At 59.4% G+C, this 18,544-nt stretch carries 17 protein-coding genes; 13 read left to right on the top strand and 4 right to left on the bottom strand.

Features of this window, described 5'->3' with window-relative positions:
* Window position 1: 1 nt before the first annotated feature.
* From KF712_09310 to KF712_09290, 5 genes are read left to right on the top strand one after another with little or no spacing between them, the layout of a single operon-like run.
* Window positions 2–943 (top strand): GDP-L-fucose synthase, encoded by a 942-nt coding sequence (locus tag KF712_09310; GenBank protein ID MBX3741175.1) that lies wholly within the window; start codon window positions 2–4, stop codon window positions 941–943.
* A gap of 16 nt (window positions 944–959) precedes the next feature.
* Window positions 960–2,078 carry a GDP-mannose 4,6-dehydratase gene (gene gmd, locus KF712_09305; GenBank protein MBX3741174.1) on the top strand — a complete coding sequence of 373 codons (1,119 nt, stop codon included), beginning with the start codon at window positions 960–962 and terminating at the stop codon, window positions 2,076–2,078.
* A gap of 36 nt (window positions 2,079–2,114) precedes the next feature.
* Window positions 2,115–3,116 carry an NAD-dependent epimerase/dehydratase family protein gene (locus tag KF712_09300; GenBank protein MBX3741173.1) on the top strand — a complete coding sequence of 334 codons (1,002 nt, stop codon included), beginning with the start codon at window positions 2,115–2,117 and terminating at the stop codon, window positions 3,114–3,116.
* A 24-nt stretch (window positions 3,117–3,140) separates the two neighbouring features.
* Window positions 3,141–3,920, top strand: coding sequence for a WecB/TagA/CpsF family glycosyltransferase (locus tag KF712_09295; GenBank protein MBX3741172.1), 780 nt, complete (start codon window positions 3,141–3,143; stop codon window positions 3,918–3,920).
* A 44-nt stretch (window positions 3,921–3,964) separates the two neighbouring features.
* The gene (locus KF712_09290; protein MBX3741171.1) at window positions 3,965–5,353 is read left to right on the top strand and encodes a UDP-glucose 6-dehydrogenase; all 1,389 of its coding nucleotides are present in this window, start codon (window positions 3,965–3,967) and stop codon (window positions 5,351–5,353) included.
* On the opposite strand, the gene KF712_09285 is transcribed toward KF712_09290, so the two are convergent.
* Genes KF712_09285 through KF712_09270 form a run of 4 tightly spaced genes read right to left on the bottom strand, consistent with a single transcriptional unit; the run spans window position 5,350 to window position 9,021 of the window.
* Complete coding sequence (locus KF712_09285; GenBank protein ID MBX3741170.1) at window positions 5,350–6,027, bottom strand: response regulator transcription factor; 678 nt, start codon at window positions 6,025–6,027, stop codon at window positions 5,350–5,352. The two genes, KF712_09290 and KF712_09285, sit on opposite strands and share 4 nt — an antisense overlap.
* 4 nt (window positions 6,028–6,031) lie before the next feature.
* Window positions 6,032–7,576 (bottom strand): HAMP domain-containing histidine kinase, encoded by a 1,545-nt coding sequence (locus KF712_09280; protein ID MBX3741169.1) that lies wholly within the window; start codon window positions 7,574–7,576, stop codon window positions 6,032–6,034.
* A complete protein-coding gene (locus KF712_09275; GenBank protein ID MBX3741168.1) occupies window positions 7,576–8,316 on the bottom strand; it encodes a hypothetical protein in 741 nt (246 codons plus the stop codon). The genes KF712_09280 and KF712_09275 overlap by 1 nt, the downstream gene beginning before the upstream one ends.
* Window positions 8,317–8,328: 12 nt before the next feature.
* Complete coding sequence (locus tag KF712_09270; GenBank protein MBX3741167.1) at window positions 8,329–9,021, bottom strand: hypothetical protein; 693 nt, start codon at window positions 9,019–9,021, stop codon at window positions 8,329–8,331.
* Between the two features lie 117 nt (window positions 9,022–9,138).
* On the opposite strand from KF712_09270, the gene cysC reads away from it, so the two are divergent.
* The 8 genes from cysC to KF712_09230 all read left to right on the top strand — a co-directional run bounded on the left by cysC (window position 9,139) and on the right by KF712_09230 (window position 18,541).
* Complete coding sequence (cysC, locus tag KF712_09265) at window positions 9,139–9,732, top strand: adenylyl-sulfate kinase (GenBank protein MBX3741166.1); 594 nt, start codon at window positions 9,139–9,141, stop codon at window positions 9,730–9,732.
* A gap of 109 nt (window positions 9,733–9,841) precedes the next feature.
* A complete protein-coding gene (gene cysD, locus KF712_09260) occupies window positions 9,842–10,747 on the top strand; it encodes a sulfate adenylyltransferase subunit CysD (protein ID MBX3741165.1) in 906 nt (301 codons plus the stop codon).
* Window positions 10,748–10,802: 55 nt separating this feature from the next.
* Window positions 10,803–12,047 (top strand): sulfate adenylyltransferase subunit CysN, encoded by a 1,245-nt coding sequence (gene cysN / locus KF712_09255; protein ID MBX3741164.1) that lies wholly within the window; start codon window positions 10,803–10,805, stop codon window positions 12,045–12,047.
* A 710-nt stretch (window positions 12,048–12,757) separates the two neighbouring features.
* Window positions 12,758–13,348: a glycosyltransferase gene (locus KF712_09250; GenBank protein MBX3741163.1), complete on the top strand. Its 591-nt coding sequence runs from the start codon at window positions 12,758–12,760 to the stop codon at window positions 13,346–13,348.
* 104 nt (window positions 13,349–13,452) lie between these two features.
* Window positions 13,453–14,973 carry a hypothetical protein gene (locus KF712_09245; protein ID MBX3741162.1) on the top strand — a complete coding sequence of 507 codons (1,521 nt, stop codon included), beginning with the start codon at window positions 13,453–13,455 and terminating at the stop codon, window positions 14,971–14,973.
* A 264-nt stretch (window positions 14,974–15,237) separates the two neighbouring features.
* Window positions 15,238–16,941, top strand: coding sequence for a hypothetical protein (locus tag KF712_09240; protein MBX3741161.1), 1,704 nt, complete (start codon window positions 15,238–15,240; stop codon window positions 16,939–16,941).
* A gap of 19 nt (window positions 16,942–16,960) precedes the next feature.
* The gene (locus KF712_09235) at window positions 16,961–17,725 is read left to right on the top strand and encodes an NAD(P)-dependent oxidoreductase (protein ID MBX3741160.1); all 765 of its coding nucleotides are present in this window, start codon (window positions 16,961–16,963) and stop codon (window positions 17,723–17,725) included.
* 3 nt (window positions 17,726–17,728) lie between these two features.
* Window positions 17,729–18,541 (top strand): sugar phosphate isomerase/epimerase, encoded by an 813-nt coding sequence (locus KF712_09230; protein ID MBX3741159.1) that lies wholly within the window; start codon window positions 17,729–17,731, stop codon window positions 18,539–18,541.
* The last annotated feature ends 3 nt before the right edge of the window (window positions 18,542–18,544 follow it).

Below are 18,544 nucleotides of genomic sequence, written 5' to 3'. Positions count from 1 at the left end.
TATGAAAAAGCTCTTCATCACGGGTCATCGCGGCATGGTGGGCTCCGCGCTTGTCCGCAAGGCCGGACAGCTTGGCATCCATGAAACCATCACCGCCGGCAGGGATGTGGTGGATCTCACCAACCAGGCGGAGGTCTTCGCATTCCTAGGCAGGGAAAAGCCGGACACGGTGATCATCGCCGCGGCGAAGGTCGGGGGCATCCATGCGAACTCCACCTATCCGGCGGATTTCATCTACGAGAACATCGCCATCGCGGCAAATCTGGTGGAAGGCAGCAGGCGGGCGGGCGTGGAGCGGGTCTTGTTCCTGGGTTCCTCCTGCATCTATCCGAAGCATGCTCCCCAGCCGATGCCGGAAAGCTGCCTGCTCACCAGCCCGCTGGAGACGACCAACGAGGCCTACGCGGTGGCGAAAATCGCGGGATTGAAACTCTGCCAGCATTACCGCGCCCAGCATGGCCTGCTCTATCACAGCGCGATGCCGACCAATCTCTATGGTCCGGGAGACAACTATCATCCGGAGAATTCCCACGTGATCCCGGCACTGATCCGCCGCTTCCACGAAGCGCAGGCCGCCGGCGCACCATCCGTCACCATCTGGGGGACGGGCACCCCGCTGCGCGAATTCCTGCATGTGGACGATCTGGCGGACGCCTGTTTCCACCTGCTGCGGCTCGATGACCCGCCGGACTGGGTGAATGTCGGCGTCGGCGAGGACATCAGCATCCTCGATCTGGCGAAGCTCATCGCCCGGACCGTGGGCTTCGAAGGGGCGATTCTGACGGACCCCGCCAAGCCCGACGGCACCCCGCGCAAACTGCTGGATACCTCGCTGATCCGCTCCACCGGCTGGACGCCCTCCATTGAATTCCGGGATGGACTCTCCGCCGCATACGCTGATTTCCTCTCCTCGACCGCCTCGGGAACCGCCCGCACCCAATAAACCTCCCTGTCTTCAAATGAAACGTGCCCTCATCACCGGCATCACCGGGCAGGATGGATCCTATCTGGCGGAGTTCCTGCTGGAGAAAGGTTACGAGGTCCACGGAATCAAAAGGCGCGCCTCACTGTTCAACACGGAGCGGGTGGATCATATCTACGAGGACCCGCATGTGGAGAATTCCCGCTTCCGCCTCCACTACGGCGACCTCACGGATACCTCGAACCTGAACCGGCTGATCGCACAGATCCAACCCGATGAGATCTACAATCTGGGAGCCCAGTCGCACGTGGCTGTTTCCTTCGAGGCTCCGGAATACACCGCCGACGTGGATGCCATCGGCACGCTGAGGCTACTGGAGGCCATCCGTTTCCTCGGGCTGGAGAAGAAGACCCGCTTCTACCAGGCCTCGACTTCCGAGCTCTATGGCCTGGTGCAGGAAATCCCCCAGAAGGAGACCACCCCTTTCCACCCCCGCTCGCCCTATGGTGTCGCGAAGCTTTATGCCTACTGGATCACGGTGAATTACCGCGAGGCCTATGGCATCTATGCCTGCAACGGGATCCTGTTCAACCACGAGTCACCACGCCGCGGCGAGACCTTCGTGACCCGGAAGATCACGCGGGGCATCTCGAACATCGCGCAGGGATTGGAAAAATGCCTTTATCTCGGCAATCTCGGCGCGCTGCGCGACTGGGGCCATGCCAAGGACTACGTCCGCATGCAGTGGATGATGCTCCAGCAGGACACGCCGGAGGATTTTGTCATCGCCACCGGAAAACAGATATCCGTCCGTGAGTTCGTCCGCCTCTCCGCCTTGGAAGCGGGCATCGAACTCGCCTTCGCAGGTGAAGGAGTGGATGAGATCGCCACGGTTTCCAGGATCATCGATCCGGAGAAAGCTCCGGCGGTTAAGCCCGGGGATCTGATCATCCGGGTCGATCCACGGTATTTCCGGCCGGCGGAGGTTGAAACCCTGCTCGGCGATCCGACGAAAGCGAAAGAGAAGCTGGGCTGGACCCCCCGGATCTCGGTCGAGGAAATGTGCGCCGAAATGGTGGCCTCCGACCTGGAAAAGGCACGGCGCCACGCACTTCTCGAAAACCACGGCCACCACATCGCCGTTCCCCAGGAATAATCCCCCCAAAAAAACTCTCCAACGACCTCCCCTAATATGAGCACTACCAAAAAACGCATCCTCGTCGCCGGCGGCGGCGGCTTCATCGGCGGCCATCTCGCCGGAGTCCTCCTCGAACGCGGCCATGAGGTCGTCGTGGCGGATATCAAGCCCATCTCACAATGGTATCAGAACCACGAGGGCGCCGAAAACCATGTCGCCGACATGGGGCTGCGCGACAAAGCCTTCGAACTGACCGAAGGCTGTGACGAGGTCTACTGCCTGGCCTGCAACATGGGCGGCATGGGATTCATCGAGAACAACCGGAGCCTGTGCATGCTCTCCGTGCTCATCAACACGCACATGCTTGAAGCGGCGAAGCATTTCGGCGTGAAGAAATATTTCTACTCCTCCAGCGCCTGCGTCTACCCGGACTACCGCCAGAAGGACTCGAACGTCACCGCCCTCAAGGAAAGCGACGCCTACCCCGCGATGCCTGAGAACGGCTACGGCTGGGAGAAGCTCTTTTCCGAGCGTCTGTGCAAGAACTTCGAGGAAGACTTCGGCTTCGTCTCGAAGGTATATCGTTTCCACAACGTGTACGGCACCTTCGGCACCTGGGACGGCGGACGCGAGAAGGCTCCTGCCGCGATGTGCCGCAAGGTGATCGAGTGCATCGACAAGAACGACCTCAACATCGAGATCTGGGGTGACGGGGAACAGACACGTTCCTTCATGTATATCGATGACTGCATCACCGGCATCGACAAGCTCATGGCCTCCGACTACACCGACCCGCTCAACCTGGGCCGTTCCGAACTGGTCACCATCAACCAGTTGCTTGGCATCGTCGAGGACATCGCCGGCGTGAAGCTGAACCGCAGCTACAACCTCAACGCCCCGCAAGGCGTCCGCGGCCGCAACAGCGACAACACGCTGATCAAGGAAGTCCTCGGCTGGGAACCATCGATCGACCTCCGCACGGGGATGGAGAAAACCTACCACTGGATCAAGCAGGAGTTCGACCGCAGGAAGCGCGGCGAGCACGTGATCCAATAACATCGGCCACCCTTGTCATCCGCCATGGAGACACGCAGCAACGTGCTGGGCGTGGGGATCAGTCCCCTGGACCTTCCCAGCGCCGTGGAGACCATCCTTGCCGCATCCTCGCGGCCGGGATTCTCCGGTTACGTCACCGTGACCGGGGTCCACGGAGTCATGGAAAGCCAGCGTGACGCCGCGTTGAAGGAGATCCACAACCGCTCCTTCCTTTCCGTCCCTGACGGCATGCCGATGGTCTGGGTGGGGAAATGGAACGGCTTCGAGGACATGGGCCGGGTGTATGGCCCGGACCTGATGCTCGGGATCACCGGCACCTGCGGCCCGGAGCGGGGTCACTTCTACTTCGGCGGCGGAGATGGAGTCACCACCAAGCTCGCGGAGAAACTCCAGGAACGTTTCCCCGGCAGCCGGGTCGTCGCCCAGGTGACCCCTCCGTTCCGCCCCCTGACTCCGGAAGAAGAGCAACAACTGGCCGCCACCATCCGCGAAACAAGGCCCCATTTTTTCTGGGTCGGCCTCAGTACTCCAAAACAGGAAAGGTTCATGCATTCCTTCCTGGAAAAATTCCCCGACCTGACAGCCGGCTGGGACCACGGACTGGTCATGCTGGGTGTCGGCGCGGCCTTTGATTTCCATGCCGGACTGGTGAAGCAAGCTCCATCCTGGCTCCAGAAGCGCGGCCTGGAATGGTTTTTCCGCCTGCTGATGGAACCGAAGCGCCTATGGAGGCGCTATCTCTACAATAACCCCCGCTTCATCTGGCAGATCTTCCTGCAGATGACGGAGTTGAAAAAATTCTGAACACACCCCATGCATCCGCCCGGATGCCCCAATCCCCGTTTTTTATGAAAGTCCAAAATATCTGCTGTCTCGGAGCCGGCTACGTCGGTGGCCCCACCATGGCGATGATCGCCGCCAAATGCCCGGACATCCAGGTAACCGTGGCCGACTTCAACGAGAAGCGCATCGATGCCTGGAACTCCGATGAGCTCCCGGTGTATGAGCCGGGACTTGATGAGGTGGTGCTCTCTGCCAGAGGCAGGAACCTTCACTTCACCACGGACATCCGGGCCGCCATCGCGGCAGCCGATCTCATCTTCGTATCCGTCGGCACCCCGACGAAGTCCTACGGAATCGGCGCCGGACGGGCAGCGGATCTCCGCTACATCGAGTCCGCCGCACGCCTGATCGCGGAAGTTTCCGACCGGGACAAGATCATCGTCGAGAAGTCCACCATCCCGGTGAAAACCGCCAGCGCGATCAAGACCATCCTGGCCGCGAACTCCCCCAATGGAGCGAAGTTCCAAGTTCTTTCCAATCCCGAGTTCCTTGCCGAGGGGACCGCCATCAGCGACCTGAACAACCCGGACCGCATCCTCATCGGCGGAGAAACCACCCCGGAAGGCTATGCCGCGGTGGAGGCTTTGGTTTCCGTCTATGCGAACTGGGTGCCGCGGGAGCGCATCATCACCACCAATCTTTGGTCATCGGAGCTTTCCAAGTTGGTGGCAAACGCCTTCCTCGCCCAGCGGATTTCCTCCATCAACTCAATCTCCGCCCTCTGCGAAGCCACCGGCGCGGATGTGGACGAAGTTGCCAAGGCCATCGGGATGGACTCCCGCATCGGCCCGAAGTTCCTCAAGGCCTCCGTCGGCTTCGGCGGCTCCTGCTTCCAGAAGGACATCCTCAACCTGGTCTATCTCTGCGAATCCTTCGGCCTGCCCGAAGTTGCAGCCTACTGGAACCAGGTGATCCAGATCAACGATTGGCAGAAGAGCCGCTTCGTCGAAAAAATCGTCCGCACGCTTTTCAACACGGTCTCAGGAAAGCGCATCGCCATCCTTGGCTTCGCGTTCAAGAAGGACACCAACGACACCCGCGAGTCCGCCGCCATCCACGTCTGCCGGGACCTCCTCCACGAGCGTGCCCAACTGGCGATCTATGATCCGCAGGTGGATGCCGCCGCGATCCACCGGGACCTCGTGGAGGTGGGCATCGATCCGTCCCTCGTCCTTTCCAACGTGGAAATCTGCTCCGATCCGTACGAGGCGGCCAACGGTGCCCACGCGCTCGCCACGCTGACCGAGTGGGATGAGTTCAAGACCCTGGATCTGGACAAGCTCCACGATCTGATGCTGAAACCCGCCTTCATTTTCGACGGACGGGCCGTGTTTTCCAGTACCGCGCTGAGGGAGCATGGCCTGGATGCGTTCATCATCGGCAAAGGCATCTAACCGCCGAACCGGTAACCGATCCCGCGCACCGTCCCGACGATGGATGGATGCGCCGGATCGGCTTCGATCTTCTTCCTCAGCGTGAACACGTGCTGGTCGAGCGTCCGGGAGTCCGGGAAGTAATCCAGACCCCAGCACTCATCGAGGAAAGTATCCCTGCTGACCGGCTTCCCCGCCTGCCGGTGGAGAAGGGCCAGCATCCGGACCTCCCGCTGGGTGAGTTCGATCTTTTTCCCCGCCCGCTCCGCCTCCAGGCGGTCCGGCCACACCCGCAGGTCCCCCATCGGGAAGGAATCTCCGCCATTTCCCTGCGCTCCGGATCTCCGCAGCGCCGCATGTACCCGCGCGACAACTTCGCCGCGGGTGAATGGCTTGCGGATGAAATCATCCGCCCCGATTCCCAGGCCTGCCACCACGTCCGCTTCCTCCCGCTTCGCGGACAGGAAAAGGATGGGCACCCGGCGATCCGTTCTCCGCACCTGACGGCAGACCTCGAAACCATCGATCCCCGGCATCATGATATCCAGGCACAACAGTTGTGCTTTCCCTTCCTTCCAATGGTGCAACGCCTCCCGGCCATCAAGTGCCCGCAACGTCGCAAAGCCCTCCTCCTCCAGGCACGCGGCGAGCGCATCCAGTGTCAGGGGATCGTCTTCGGCAATGAGGATGGTCATAGATTTACACGGGAGAGGGAAACGCGGGCAGATCGAGTTCGAACACGGCTCCCATCGCAGCGGGCACCAAGCTGAGTTCACCATCCCCCCGACGCGCGAGATCACGTGCGATGGAAAGCCCCAGGCCGGTCCCGCTCGCACCTTCGTTCACGGCGGTTTCGATCCTCTCGAACGCCCCGAAAATCCGCTCACCATGCCGTGACGGGATGCCCGGCCCTCGGTCCGCCACGCGCACGTGCAGCCTTCCTCCCGCGAGCGTGCTCGTCATCCCCAGCCACCCGCCGCCAGCGGCGTATTTCTCCACGTTCGAAATCAGATTCGACACGATCTGTGACAGCGCATCCGGATCCGCGAGCACCCGTCCTCCCGCATCGGCCTGCCACTCGATCCGCATGCCCCGCCGGCCCAGTGAAGGCTGGAACTGCTCCAGCACCGCGGCGATCACCTCATCCGGGACACAGGATACCACCCGCCCTCTCCGGTCATCCCGCCCACCGCGCGAAAACGTCAGCACATTCGCCACCAACCGCGCCAACCTCCTGGCCTCTTCCGCCACCATCCCCAATCTCCGCCGTGCTTCCTCCGGATTCCGCTCCATCGAGCGCGAAACGAGATCCAGATTCAGCAGGATGTTCGTCAGCGGGGTTCCAAGTTCGTGCGAGACACGGTTCACGAAGGAAACCCGCGCTTCCGCCAGCCTCACGCTCCTCCTCCTTTCGAAAAACAGGAAGGCCCCCAGAGAGAGAAGCACCGCTGAAAAAAATACCGCCAGCCCCATGGTCGCGGCATCCCTCTCCTGCCGGAACCGGCTCCGGTCCCACGCCGAGACCTGCCATTCCCCCAATGCCGAACGGTGGGGGATGACCACCGCCGCAGGACTCTCTCCGGCATCGGTGGCCGCCACAGGATAAGTCCTTCCGGAAGGTCCGCTCAGGGAGAACAGGGTCCCACCGTTGCGGAGCGGCGCCGAGTAGTCCCCGGCCCATTTCACAAGATCCTCCCTTAGCTTCGCCTGCAGCTCCACCTCGTCCACCGTGACAGCGATCCGGTGACCCGCAGGCGTCGTTCTCCAGAACACGCGGTACCCCGGCACCGGTGATCCCAGCCACCCCGCATTCCGCTCCGCCGCTCTGCCCGCCTTTGGCAACAGCACCGTCCGACCAGGATCAAGCCCCGCACCTTCCCCCTCGATCCTGACGTCCGGAGGCCGTTCCCCATCCGGCTCCACGGGCTTTCCGGAAACCTCCCATTTCCGCCCATTCGCCCTGAACACATGGCACGTGCGTATCCCCACCAACCGCTGGCATGCCTGCCGGAGCATTTCCTCGTCATCGGAATCCGCCAGCCCCGCCAACCGCGTGACATGCTCCGCGAACAGCGCATCCAGTTCCGAGAGCTTGCCCCGCAATGCTTCCGAAAAATCCAGCAACCTTTCCCGGTCCGCCGGAACCCGTTCCTCCACGGCACGCCGCGACAACCGCTCGCCACCCCATAGCACCAGAAGGGCGGCGACGATCATCGGGCCGAGCGTGAACCAGATTCCCCGCATCAATTCTTCACGAAGTCAGCTGTCACGAAAGCAAACCAGACGCGCTTTGGCGATGACTCAATCACCTTCGTGCCCGGAGGCCGACTGATGGTGCCCAGGAAGCACGGCTGCCCGGCGAAGGCCCATCCGCCCGCATCGATCCGCTGCGATTCGAAAACCGGCATATCCACCTGCGACAGTCCCTGCCCCCACTTCAGCCGCTCCGTCATCGCGATGTGCGAAGCGACGATGCGCAACTCGATGAACGAACCCGTCTCACCGCAGAGGGGCTCCACCTCCAGGATCATTCCGCATTCGCGGGTTTCAAAGGCAGCCGGCAGGGCGGGCACCACATCGGAATGGGAGGTCGTGGGATCGATCTCGGAGCCTTTTTCGCGCTCCGCGGGTTTCTTCGAAACCTTGCCCAGATACTCGGTGGGATAGATTTGTTCCGGGCCACCTGTGGTCCTCGCCCTCTGGCCGGACATGCAGCGGACCGCCGCCACGCCCTCCAGGATCCCCCCGCCCGTCGCCGTGCGGGCCACCAGTTCCTTGTACAATGCACCGTCCCCACCTGCCGTCCGGAGCAGCGCCGCCGCATCCGCCATCGGCAGGGAATAGACCTCATAGTTCATTGAAATGACCTTGGGGGCTCCGGGAGCCACCGGATCAGGAGGAGGCTCATTGGGGTCTCTGGCAAATGGATCTTGAGCCGGGCAAAGCGGTGCGGTCAGGAGGAGAATGAGCAGTGGGATTTTCATGGTTTTCTGGGCTTAGGGTTGGGCGATGTCCACCGTGGCGAATGAGAACCAGACCCTTCCGTCCGGCTTGGTCACTTCCCCGGCGGCTTCGCTGGAGTTGGTCTTTCCGAGCAGGAACGGGACACCCGCCTTGATCATCGCGGCCGTGTTGATGCTCTGGACCGAAAACAGCGGGACTTCCGCTTCGGAGGCTCCCTGTCCGTATTTCGATGTACCGAGGAACTTCACGTGTGAAACCAAGGTCTTCAGGTGAATCCTGCCAGCATCTCCGAGGATGACCTCGATCTCCAGGCGATCTCCCGCGCCACGGGTTTCAAAGGCCGTACCCAGGAGCGATGTCACGGTGGATACGGGCGGCTTTCCGGCGGTGAAGTCCTTCCTGAACACGGGCATGTATTCCGTCGGATAGATGATCTCCCGGCTGGAGTCCGCGACGGCTTTCAGCCCCGATCTGGATCTCAGTACTATCAAAGACTCCTGCGTAGCGTGTCCTCCGGCAACCGCAGCCACCACCTGTTCATACAGCGCGGCATCCGTGGGATCTCGCCGTTGCAGATCCGCAGCCTGCTTCAGATCCATCGAGAACGCCTCGTAGCGGATCAAGAGATTCGGAGGAGGCGGGGAGGGATCCGGCTCGCCTTTGAAAGGATCCACCTGGGCGAGAACCTGACCCACGGAAAGCATGATCAATAGGAGTGGTTTCATCTTCATGGCCTCCATCATGCACGGCTGCCGGCACCGCCGTGTCAAAAGGATGTCAAAACATCGGGCGATTTTCCCTTCTCTTTGCCCCGTCAGGGCTTACGCTGTCACCAAATCGCCATGTCCAACATCCACCCAGAGTTCCACCGTTTCCTCCAGCGCAGCGACAAACAGAGCCTGCTCAAGCAGCAAGGGCTGGTCATCTGGATGTGCGGCCTCTCCGGATCCGGAAAATCCACCATCGCCAATGCAGCCGAACGCGTGCTCCACCAACAGGGCCGCTTCACTGTCATCCTGGACGGTGACAATCTCCGCACCGGTCTCAACGCGAATCTGGGCTTCAGCGACACGGACCGGCTGGAGAACATCCGGCGGATCGCCGAGGTGGCGAAGATCCTCGTGTCCCAAGGAATCATCGTCTTCGTCTCCGCCATCACTCCGCGCGGAGAACTCCGGGACCTGGCCCGCGGGCTGATCGGCGACGATCTCTTCGAAGTCTACATCAAGGCAAGCTACGAAGCCTGCGAGAAGCGCGATGTGAAGGGCCTCTATGCCAAGGCAGCACGCGGCGAAATCCAGCACTTCACCGGCAAGGACGGCTCCTTCGAGCCTCCGGCGAATGCGGACCTGATCCTCGATACGGAAGCCTCCACCGTGGAGGACTCTGCCTTCGAGCTTCTGGAGGCGATCCGCGAGCGCATCGCCCTCGCTTAAATATTACCAAACAACTCAGGTTGGTAATTATATTCCTTGACCTTTTCTAGGGAGAGGCCTACCCACTCGCGCGCACCACCGATCCCCGGCGTGCGATCTTTCTCTCCAAATGCCTAATTATCAACTGAGCCATCTCGATCAGCTCGAAGCGGAGGCTATTTTCATCCTCCGCGAAACGGCTGCCCAGTTCCAAAATCCCGCCCTTCTTTTCTCCGGAGGAAAGGATTCGATCGTGATGGCTTGGCTCGCACGCAAGGCATTCTGGCCGGCCCGCATGCCTTTCCCGCTCGTCCACATCGACACGGGGCACAATTTCCCGGAAACGATGACCTACCGCGACGAGTTCGTGGAATTGATCCGCGCGAACCTCATCGTCGGCTCCGTCCAGGAGTCCATCGACACCGGCCGCGTGGTGGAGGAGAAGGGACCGAACGCCTCCCGCAACAAGCTCCAGACCGTCACCCTGCTCGATACCATCGAGAAATACGACTACGACGCCGCCCTCGGTGGTGGACGCCGTGACGAGGAAAAGGCCCGGGCGAAGGAACGCTTCTTCTCCCACCGGGATGACTTCGGCCAGTGGGATCCCAAGAACCAGCGCCCGGAACTCTGGAACCTCTTCAACGGCCGCAAGAACCCCGGCGAACACTTCCGGGTCTTCCCTCTGTCGAACTTCACCGAGATGGACATCTGGATGTACATCAAGCGCGAGAAAATCCCGCTTCCGAACATCTACTTCACCCATCAGCGTGAGGTGTTCGAGCGTAACGGCCAGCTTCTCGCCGTCACCGATTTCCTGAAACCCCAGGAGCACGAAAAGATCGAAATCCGCACCGTGCGGTTCCGCACCATCGGTGACGCCACCTGCACCGGTGCCGTGGAATCCCCGGCCGCCGACCTTGACGAAGTCATCGCCGAAGTCGCCGCCGCCCGCCAGACCGAACGCGGCACCCGTGCCGACGACAAACGTTCCGAAACCGCCATGGAAGACAGGAAAAAAGAAGGATACTTCTGATCAGGTATCCCCCGAAAATTTCCAATTTCCCAATTTCCAATTTCCCACACTTTCCATGGACCTTCTCCGCTTCACCACCGCCGGTTCCGTCGATGACGGCAAATCTACCCTGATCGGCCGCCTCCTTTACGATTCCAAATCCATCTTCGAAGACCAACTCGAAGCCGTTGAGGAATCCTCCCGCCGCCGCGGGGATGAGCACGTCAACCTCGCGCTGCTGACCGATGGTCTGAAAGCCGAGCGCGAACAGGGCATCACCATCGACGTCGCCTACCGCTACTTCGCCACACCCAAGCGGAAATTCATCATCGCCGACACGCCCGGCCACATCCAGTACACCCGCAACATGGTGACCGGAGCATCCACCGCGAACCTCGCCATCATCCTCATCGACGCCCGCAAAGGCGTGATCGAACAGACGAAGCGCCACTCTTTCATCGCCAACCTGCTGCGCATCCAGCACCTCGTCGTGGCGGTGAACAAGATGGACCTCGTGGACTACTCCGAAGAGACCTACAACCAGATCATCAAGGACTATCACGAGTTCGCCTCGCGCCTCGATAACATCGTTGAGATCACCACCATCCCCATCTCCGCCCTCAACGGAGACAACGTCGTGGACAAATCCACGAACATGCCTTGGTACCAAGGTCCCTCCCTCCTTTACCATCTGGAACATGTCTATGTCGGCGGTGAGGAAAACCACGTCGATGCCCGTTTTCCCGTCCAGTGGGTCATCCGCCCGATGTCCAACGACTGGCACGACTTCCGCGGCTTCGCGGGCCGCGTTGCCGGTGGCGTCTTCAAACCGGGCGACGAAGTCACGGTGCTGCCCTCCGGTTTCACCAGCCGTATCAAAGCCATCCACAGCCCCGAGGGCGAGCGCGAGGAAGCATTCGCCCCCCAATCCGTCTGCCTCACCCTCACGGATGAGATCGACATTTCCCGCGGTGACACCTTGGTCAAAGCCAACAATCCCCCCCTTGTCTCCCAGGACATCGAGGCGATGATCTGCTGGTTCTCCTCAAAGCCGATGCCGCCCCGCGCCAAGCTGGTCATCCGCCACACCACCCAGGAAACCAAGGCCATCATCCAGAGCGTGAAATACCACGTGAATGTTGATACCCTGCACAAGATCGAAGGATTGGACTCTTTCAGCATGAATGACATCGGCCGCATCACCCTGCGCACCGCCGTTCCCCTCATCCACGACAGCTACCGCCGCAACCGCTCGACCGGCTCTTTCATCCTGATCGACCCCGGCACCAATGAAACCGTCGCCGCGGGAATGATTGTTTGATCAGGGAATCGGGATCATCCGGCGCTCCCAGTTTGTTCATTTTTTCTTGAACAAACAGTCCCTCCGGCTAGGTTCACGACCGTTCTCCACATGGAGAACGATCATTTCTCCCACACCTTGCCGCAGGTTTTCCCGGACTCAGTTCCAGGAAACAACCATGGGCGGCAGCGTGCCGATTCCCTCCGATGCTCCCTGCCACCCATGATGTAAGCGTGATCATGGTAGGGGTGGTCCCCCCTCCCATCCATGGGCAATCAATCGCCACCCAAGCGCTGTTCGATGCGGACCTTTCCCCTGTCAAAAAGATCCTCATCCCGATCCGATCCAGCAAAACGCTCAAATCGGTAGGGAAATTTTCCATTTCCAAAGCATCCGGCCTGATCCTGCTGATCTTCAGAACCTGGGCTGCATGGCTGCGCCACCAACCATCGGTCCTTTATTATACGGCGGGGAGCGGAGCCTGGATCCCCTTCACCAGAGACGTGGCTTTTCTTTCCCTCTGCCGGCCGCTCTTCAAGCGGACCCTGATCCATTATCATTCCGGCAACCTCCAGGAATTCGTTGAGGGATCCAAACTCCGCTCACTCCTTGGTCGCCTTGCTTATGGGAGAGGAGCCTGGACATTGCGGCTCGGTCCCGGTTGTCCCGCCCCCAGCTATCCCGAAAACCGCGTCTTTGATCTCCCCAACGGCTTGGATGCACCTCCGGCGATGGCTTCAAGGAGTCCTTCGGAAGAATTCCGGATTCTGTTCCTCGGAAACCTCTTCAAGGAAAAGGGAGTGCTGGACCTGATCGATGCCGTGGGCAAGATGGCCCTCACCTATCCCTCCAAGATCCGCTTGTCCTTGATCGGCAACTGGCCGAATGATGACGGCAAACAGGAGATTGAGAGCAAAATCGCCGCTCTCCCGCCCAATGTGCACTGCCCGGCGCCCCACCCCGCCTATGGGCAGGAAAAATGGCAACTGTTGGCGAACCACGACGTTTTCGCATTCCCCAGCTACTACAGTTCCGAAAACCTCCCGCTGGTGGTGATCGAAGCGATGGCCGCATCGCTCCCCGTGGTGGCAACCGACTGGCGGGGGATCAGGTCATTGGTTGAGAGCGGAAAAACCGGATTGCACATTCCCATTCGAGACGTGGATGCCTTGGCCAATGCTTTGGCCAAGGTAGCCGCCCATCCTGAACTCTCCAAGTCCATGGGAGAAGCGGGCAGGCGGAAATACGAAGCATCACTTACCTCGGAATGTCACGTGAACTCCATGCGTGAGATCCTCTTGGAAGCTTGCCAAATCCCATGAATGCTCCGACGCCCACGGATTTCCGGGAGACTCTTGGCAGTTGCATCAGGCGGTGTATGCAGCCAAGTTGAGCGCATCTCTGCCGGCCCATCATCCGGAACCCTATGAATTCCAAGAATCCTGGACAGATCATCGCCATCGCGATCGCCATCGTCGTTGCCGTATGGGCGTCGATCTCCATCCTCCTCAACCCCACCGGGGGGATTTCAGGACTCAGCAAACTCATCACCATCCTTGGGATTGTTCTCGGTCTGGTGAACCCCAAAGCCGCCCTCTATTTCCTTGTCGTGCAGGCGGTGTACTCGGATGAAATCAAGAGGATCGGGGTATTCTACGGCGTCCAGTCCACACAAACCGTCAGTGAAATCCTGATCGGTCCTCTTCTGACAATCTGTGCCATCAACATCTCCTACTTCTACGGCGTGATCCGCCGTCAGTACACTTTCGGCGGGATCGGGTTTCTTCTCTACATGATCATTCCCACCGTGGCGATCATCATGCTCGTCAAAGGACGGGATGCCGGAATGCTCCAGAATGTCTATACGGCCGGCACCACCACGCTCTACCTCACCTTGATCCCCATCTGCTACGGGATATTCAAGACATTCCAGGACTGGGTTGATTGCATCTCTTGGCAGGCCACCGTGGCGGCCCCAGCCGCCGCTTGGGGAATCTGGCAGTATTTCAACGGCTTCAACAATATCGAGTGGAGTTACGCTCTGTCCGGCCTATCGATGGTCCACACGGAGCAGATGATGATGAAGGATCCCCGTATATTCGGACTTTTCGGCTCCGCCAGCGCATTGAGTTGCGTCGGCATTTACTCTTGTTTCTGCCTCTGGAGGGCGGTCCGGATCCCGAAACGCAGGTTATTGTTCCTGCTGCTCGGATTGCTTTACCTGACAACCGCCATTCTTTCCCACCAGCGCACGACCCTCGTCTACCCAGCCATCGTTTTTTTGTTCGCCATCGCCTTCCGGAGTTTCTGGGGTACTCTGCTGCTCTATGGTTCCGCGGCATCGCTTTTCGTCATCGGAGTATTGAACTCCGCCTATCTTCTGGACAAAGGAATCTACCAGATCAACGACCTCATCAGGGGTGATGGCAAATGGGCGGAAAACGTGCTGATGGTCAGCACCTTCTCCGACCGTCTGCGGGGATGGGAACGCTTGGGACGCGCCGATTCCTGGTCGCTCTTCGGCACAGGGAGGGTACTCCGCAGTGACTTCATGTCAAATGCACCGGACTACACTGCCAGCGATTACAGCCATGACATCATCAACCGGATTGTGATCAACTTCGGAGCGGTCGGTTTGCTCGTCACCCTCTTGGTGGGAGGAGGCATTCTCTTTTCCTTGCACCGCGTGGTGTATAAATCCTCCGGAACCCAAACAAAAAGGGATGGGGCGTTCATCATCGGCTGCATCGTTCCCGGTGTTCTCCTTGCGTTCATCGCCGGCGGCAATTTTTCCGCGACACCTGTGAATCTCCAGATGTGGACTGTCCTATCCGGAGTCTTCATCCTGAAGAAACTTTCCAACGGGCACCGCTCCTCCAACCGGGTTCCGGCCGCCCCCTCCTCTCCCTTGCCGGAGCCACGGACTCCCGCCCTCGCGGGCCGCTGACAGCCATTCTTCACGGAAATGTCCCTTTCGGTAGCTTCTTCAACCCCACTTCTCACAATCTCAAGCCTTATGGAAAGGGGGGAACCATCCCTCAAGGGAAGCGAAGCGGGATGGCAAACCGACTGTCCAGATTCTCCGTAAAAATGGAAACGGATGAACACGGCTCGAAGAAATTGAATCCGATGCCTGCCTTGAAATCCGCATAATTTCCGGCCAGCGGAATCCCTTCGGCAACCCTCCACTGTAAGGAGACACAAAACAAATATGAACGATTTATCGTCGATTTCCCGGGGAACCGGATCACCCTGCAGACCGATTTTCGTCCTGAGTCTACTTCTGCTGTTCGTCACATTCCATCTGGTGTCTTGGAAACTCGGCTATCGGGAGGGGATCGATCTCCAATATTACCCCGCCTATCAAGAAGCCGCCCAAGGAGGATGGCTATGCCTTGCAAGCATGGATTCGGTAAGTCTTCCCGACGTGAGCAAGCCCTACTCCGGATGGCCCGTCCTTTATGGTTACCTGTTGGCGGCTCCATCAAAGGCTGGCATCCCCTACGAAGCGGGAGTCATGATCACGAACATATTTATCGGTCTTTGCTCGGCAGGAGTTCTTTACCGTCTGCTCAAAGCCACCGCCGTAACCTGCACAGCCACCTTCGTCGTTCTGTCAATATGCTTGGCAGGCGCTTACTGGTCTTCGGCAAACACCGCTTTCTCCCACCGGCTCATTCCTTTCGGGATGCTGGCCGGGGCGCTCAGTTGGGTTCTTTGGAGAAACGCGGCGCTGGATGCCGGACGCTGCGCGCGGTATCTTTGGATGATGCGTTCATTTTCCGCAGGCGTCCTCGTCGGCACCACGAACTGGAGCTGTTTCTTCATCGTACCGGCCGTGGCGCTCGTTGCGCTTGCTTTGCAACCCGTCACAAGGGACAGATCCTCCTTTTTCCGGGATATCAAATGGTGCTTTGCGTTCGGCTCTGGAACCATCGCCGCTTTTGTTCTGTTCAAATTGCTCCACTCAGCGGCAGTTCACGACAGCGGCGCATTGGCCGCACCGCTGTCAGGAACTTCATCACGGATTCTGGCCAGGATGATCCCCTCTGTAAGGGACGTAGCTGGCACGCTGTTTTTCGCGACTCTCCGCTCATCATGGGCGCTGATCCCACTGTTGCCGCTGGTGATTTCCTGGAAATTCAAGCTACCCGGGCGTCCCGCCGCTGTCTCCCCTCGCCATCAAGTTCTCGCGGTGCTCATTCTCGCCTTCTTACTGTTCATTTTTGTGCTCAGCGGCGAGATGGCCATGGCGGCCCATCGATTCTACGTCATTCTGTTTCTTGCTCCCGCTGCATATGCATTCAACATTTTTTCCGTCGGCCGCTCAGTCCAACGCCGAAGCATCGCAGCCATTTTGTGCCTCGGCACCTCTTGCTTTTCCCTCTTCGGACATATGCTTCTTCCACGGGTCCTTTCGGCCACACCACGCCAAGCTCACCTGCCGGCCGGCTACATCAATCCTGGAAGCGATTTCCCTTTTGCCTTGGGCGCTGAAACTTACGATCTCCCCAGCGTCCTGAGAACCGCTTTGCGTCAGTGGACGCTGACTCCTGTCCGTCAACTCAAACCGGGACAGAATATTTCAGCCCGGCAAAGAGATTGGTTCCGGGGCGCAGGACCCGCCATCCGCGCCAGTTGCCCACCTGACGGCTTGCTGATCGGATGTTCCGCTGATCTCGCGATGGAAACCTATGAGTGCGGAAGACCCCTCGTCTTTGCGAACACTTTGGTGGAATTGGAAGCTTATCTCACACGGCTCAAGCCTCTGGCCGGCCAAAACAGGATCACGCTCGCCATCCATAAGGAGATGCCTGCCGAAATCACCGCGATTCTCTCCAAGGCGGGTCTTCAGGCCCAACCCGTTTCCAAGCATCAGGATGTGATTTTTTGTATATTGAAAGCCGGAACATGATCTCAACCCCAACCATTTCATGAAAACCGCCCTGATCGGCTATAGTGGATTTGTCGGCAGCACCCTCGACCGGACCCTCAACCCCGATGCACGATTCCGCTCCAACAATATAAATGACATCCGCGGACAGAATTTCGGACACATCATTTGTGCGGGCGTCCAGGCGGTAAAATGGTGGGCCAATCTCCACCCAGATGAAGATCGGGCGAGAATCCATTCCTTGCTGGATGCCCTTCGGGACGCCAAGGCGGGAATGTTCACGCTGATATCCACCATCGATGTATATCCCTCGCCCCGCGAGGTGGACGAGGACACTCCCATCGGGCTGGATGGGCATCACCCCTACGGTCTCCACCGCCTCGAAGTGGAAGAGACGATCCAAGCCTTGTTCTCCAATGTCACCATCCTCCGCCTTCCGGGTCTCTTCGGCCCCGGACTGAAAAAGAACGTCATATTTGATCTGATGTCGGACAATCAGCTTGATAAAGTCCACCCCGAAGGATCTTTCCAATACTATGACACCCGCAGACTCGCGGGAGATATCAACCGGGCCTGGGAAAGAGATATCCCCGTGCTCAATGTTTCCTCGGAACCGGTTGCCACCGGTGAAATCCGCGACCTCTATTTCCCCGGCAAAGCCCTGGGTGGAGAGCCCCCCCCTCCACCAGCCTATGACATGCGCTCCCGATATGATGCGGCGTGGAACGGGAGCGGCGGATACCTCTACTCCAAGGAAACCGTTCTCCGCGACTTGGAAGGCTTTCTGCGTGACATCTCCTCTTGACCCATGTTGTCCGTCTCCCATATCGCTTGGTCGGAACCGAACGAAGAAGCAGCCTTACGGTTGCTCTCAGAGTTTGACATCAAGTCTGTCGAACTCGCCCCCGTCCGGGCATTCGGCAATCTCCTTGAAGCGAACGAAGCAGACGTCCGGGCCAAAGCGGGGTGGTACGCCCGTCAGGGATTCAACATCTCTTCATTCCAGGCACTGCTTTTTGGGACGTCCGGCCTGCTCCTTTTCGCTGACCAGGGTTCCCGCACTAACCTGAAGCGGTGGTTGATGAGGGCCGCACAGGTCGCCGGATGGTGCGGCGCCAAATCCTTAGTTTTTGGTTCTCCGAGAAACCGCCTCCGCGGCGACCTTGAGCCGTGTGTTGCCCTGGAAATCGCCATTCCGTTTTTCAGGGAACTGGGCGACTTTTGTTCGGCCAACGATACACGCCTTCTCATTGAACCGAACCCGGAGCAATACGGGGCTGATTTCTGTATCTCCTTGGAAGAATCCATCACGCTAGTCCGGGCCGTCGACAGCCCTGGCTTCGGTTTGCACCTTGACGCCGGGGGGCTTGCCATCTCCGGAGAATCGTTTGCCGGGATATTGGAGCGAGCCGCGGATCTCGTTCACCACGTTCATGCCAGCCAGCCCGACCTTTCGGACTGGAAGGAGCCTGATCCCATCCATCGGCAGGTCGCCTCCGCCCTCCGATCGATCGGGTATAGCGGTGGGATCGCCCTCGAAATGAAGAAACAGGAGGATGAATTCGGAGCACTCCGAACCGCCCTCGGCTCACTCCGGAATATCTATCAGAGCCCCCCATGAACG

Source organism: Akkermansiaceae bacterium, assembly GCA_019634595.1.
Lineage (GTDB): Bacteria > Verrucomicrobiota > Verrucomicrobiia > Verrucomicrobiales > Akkermansiaceae > Luteolibacter.
Note: the sequence above shows the minus strand (reverse complement) of the source record. Positions and strands in the feature narration are given on the sequence as shown.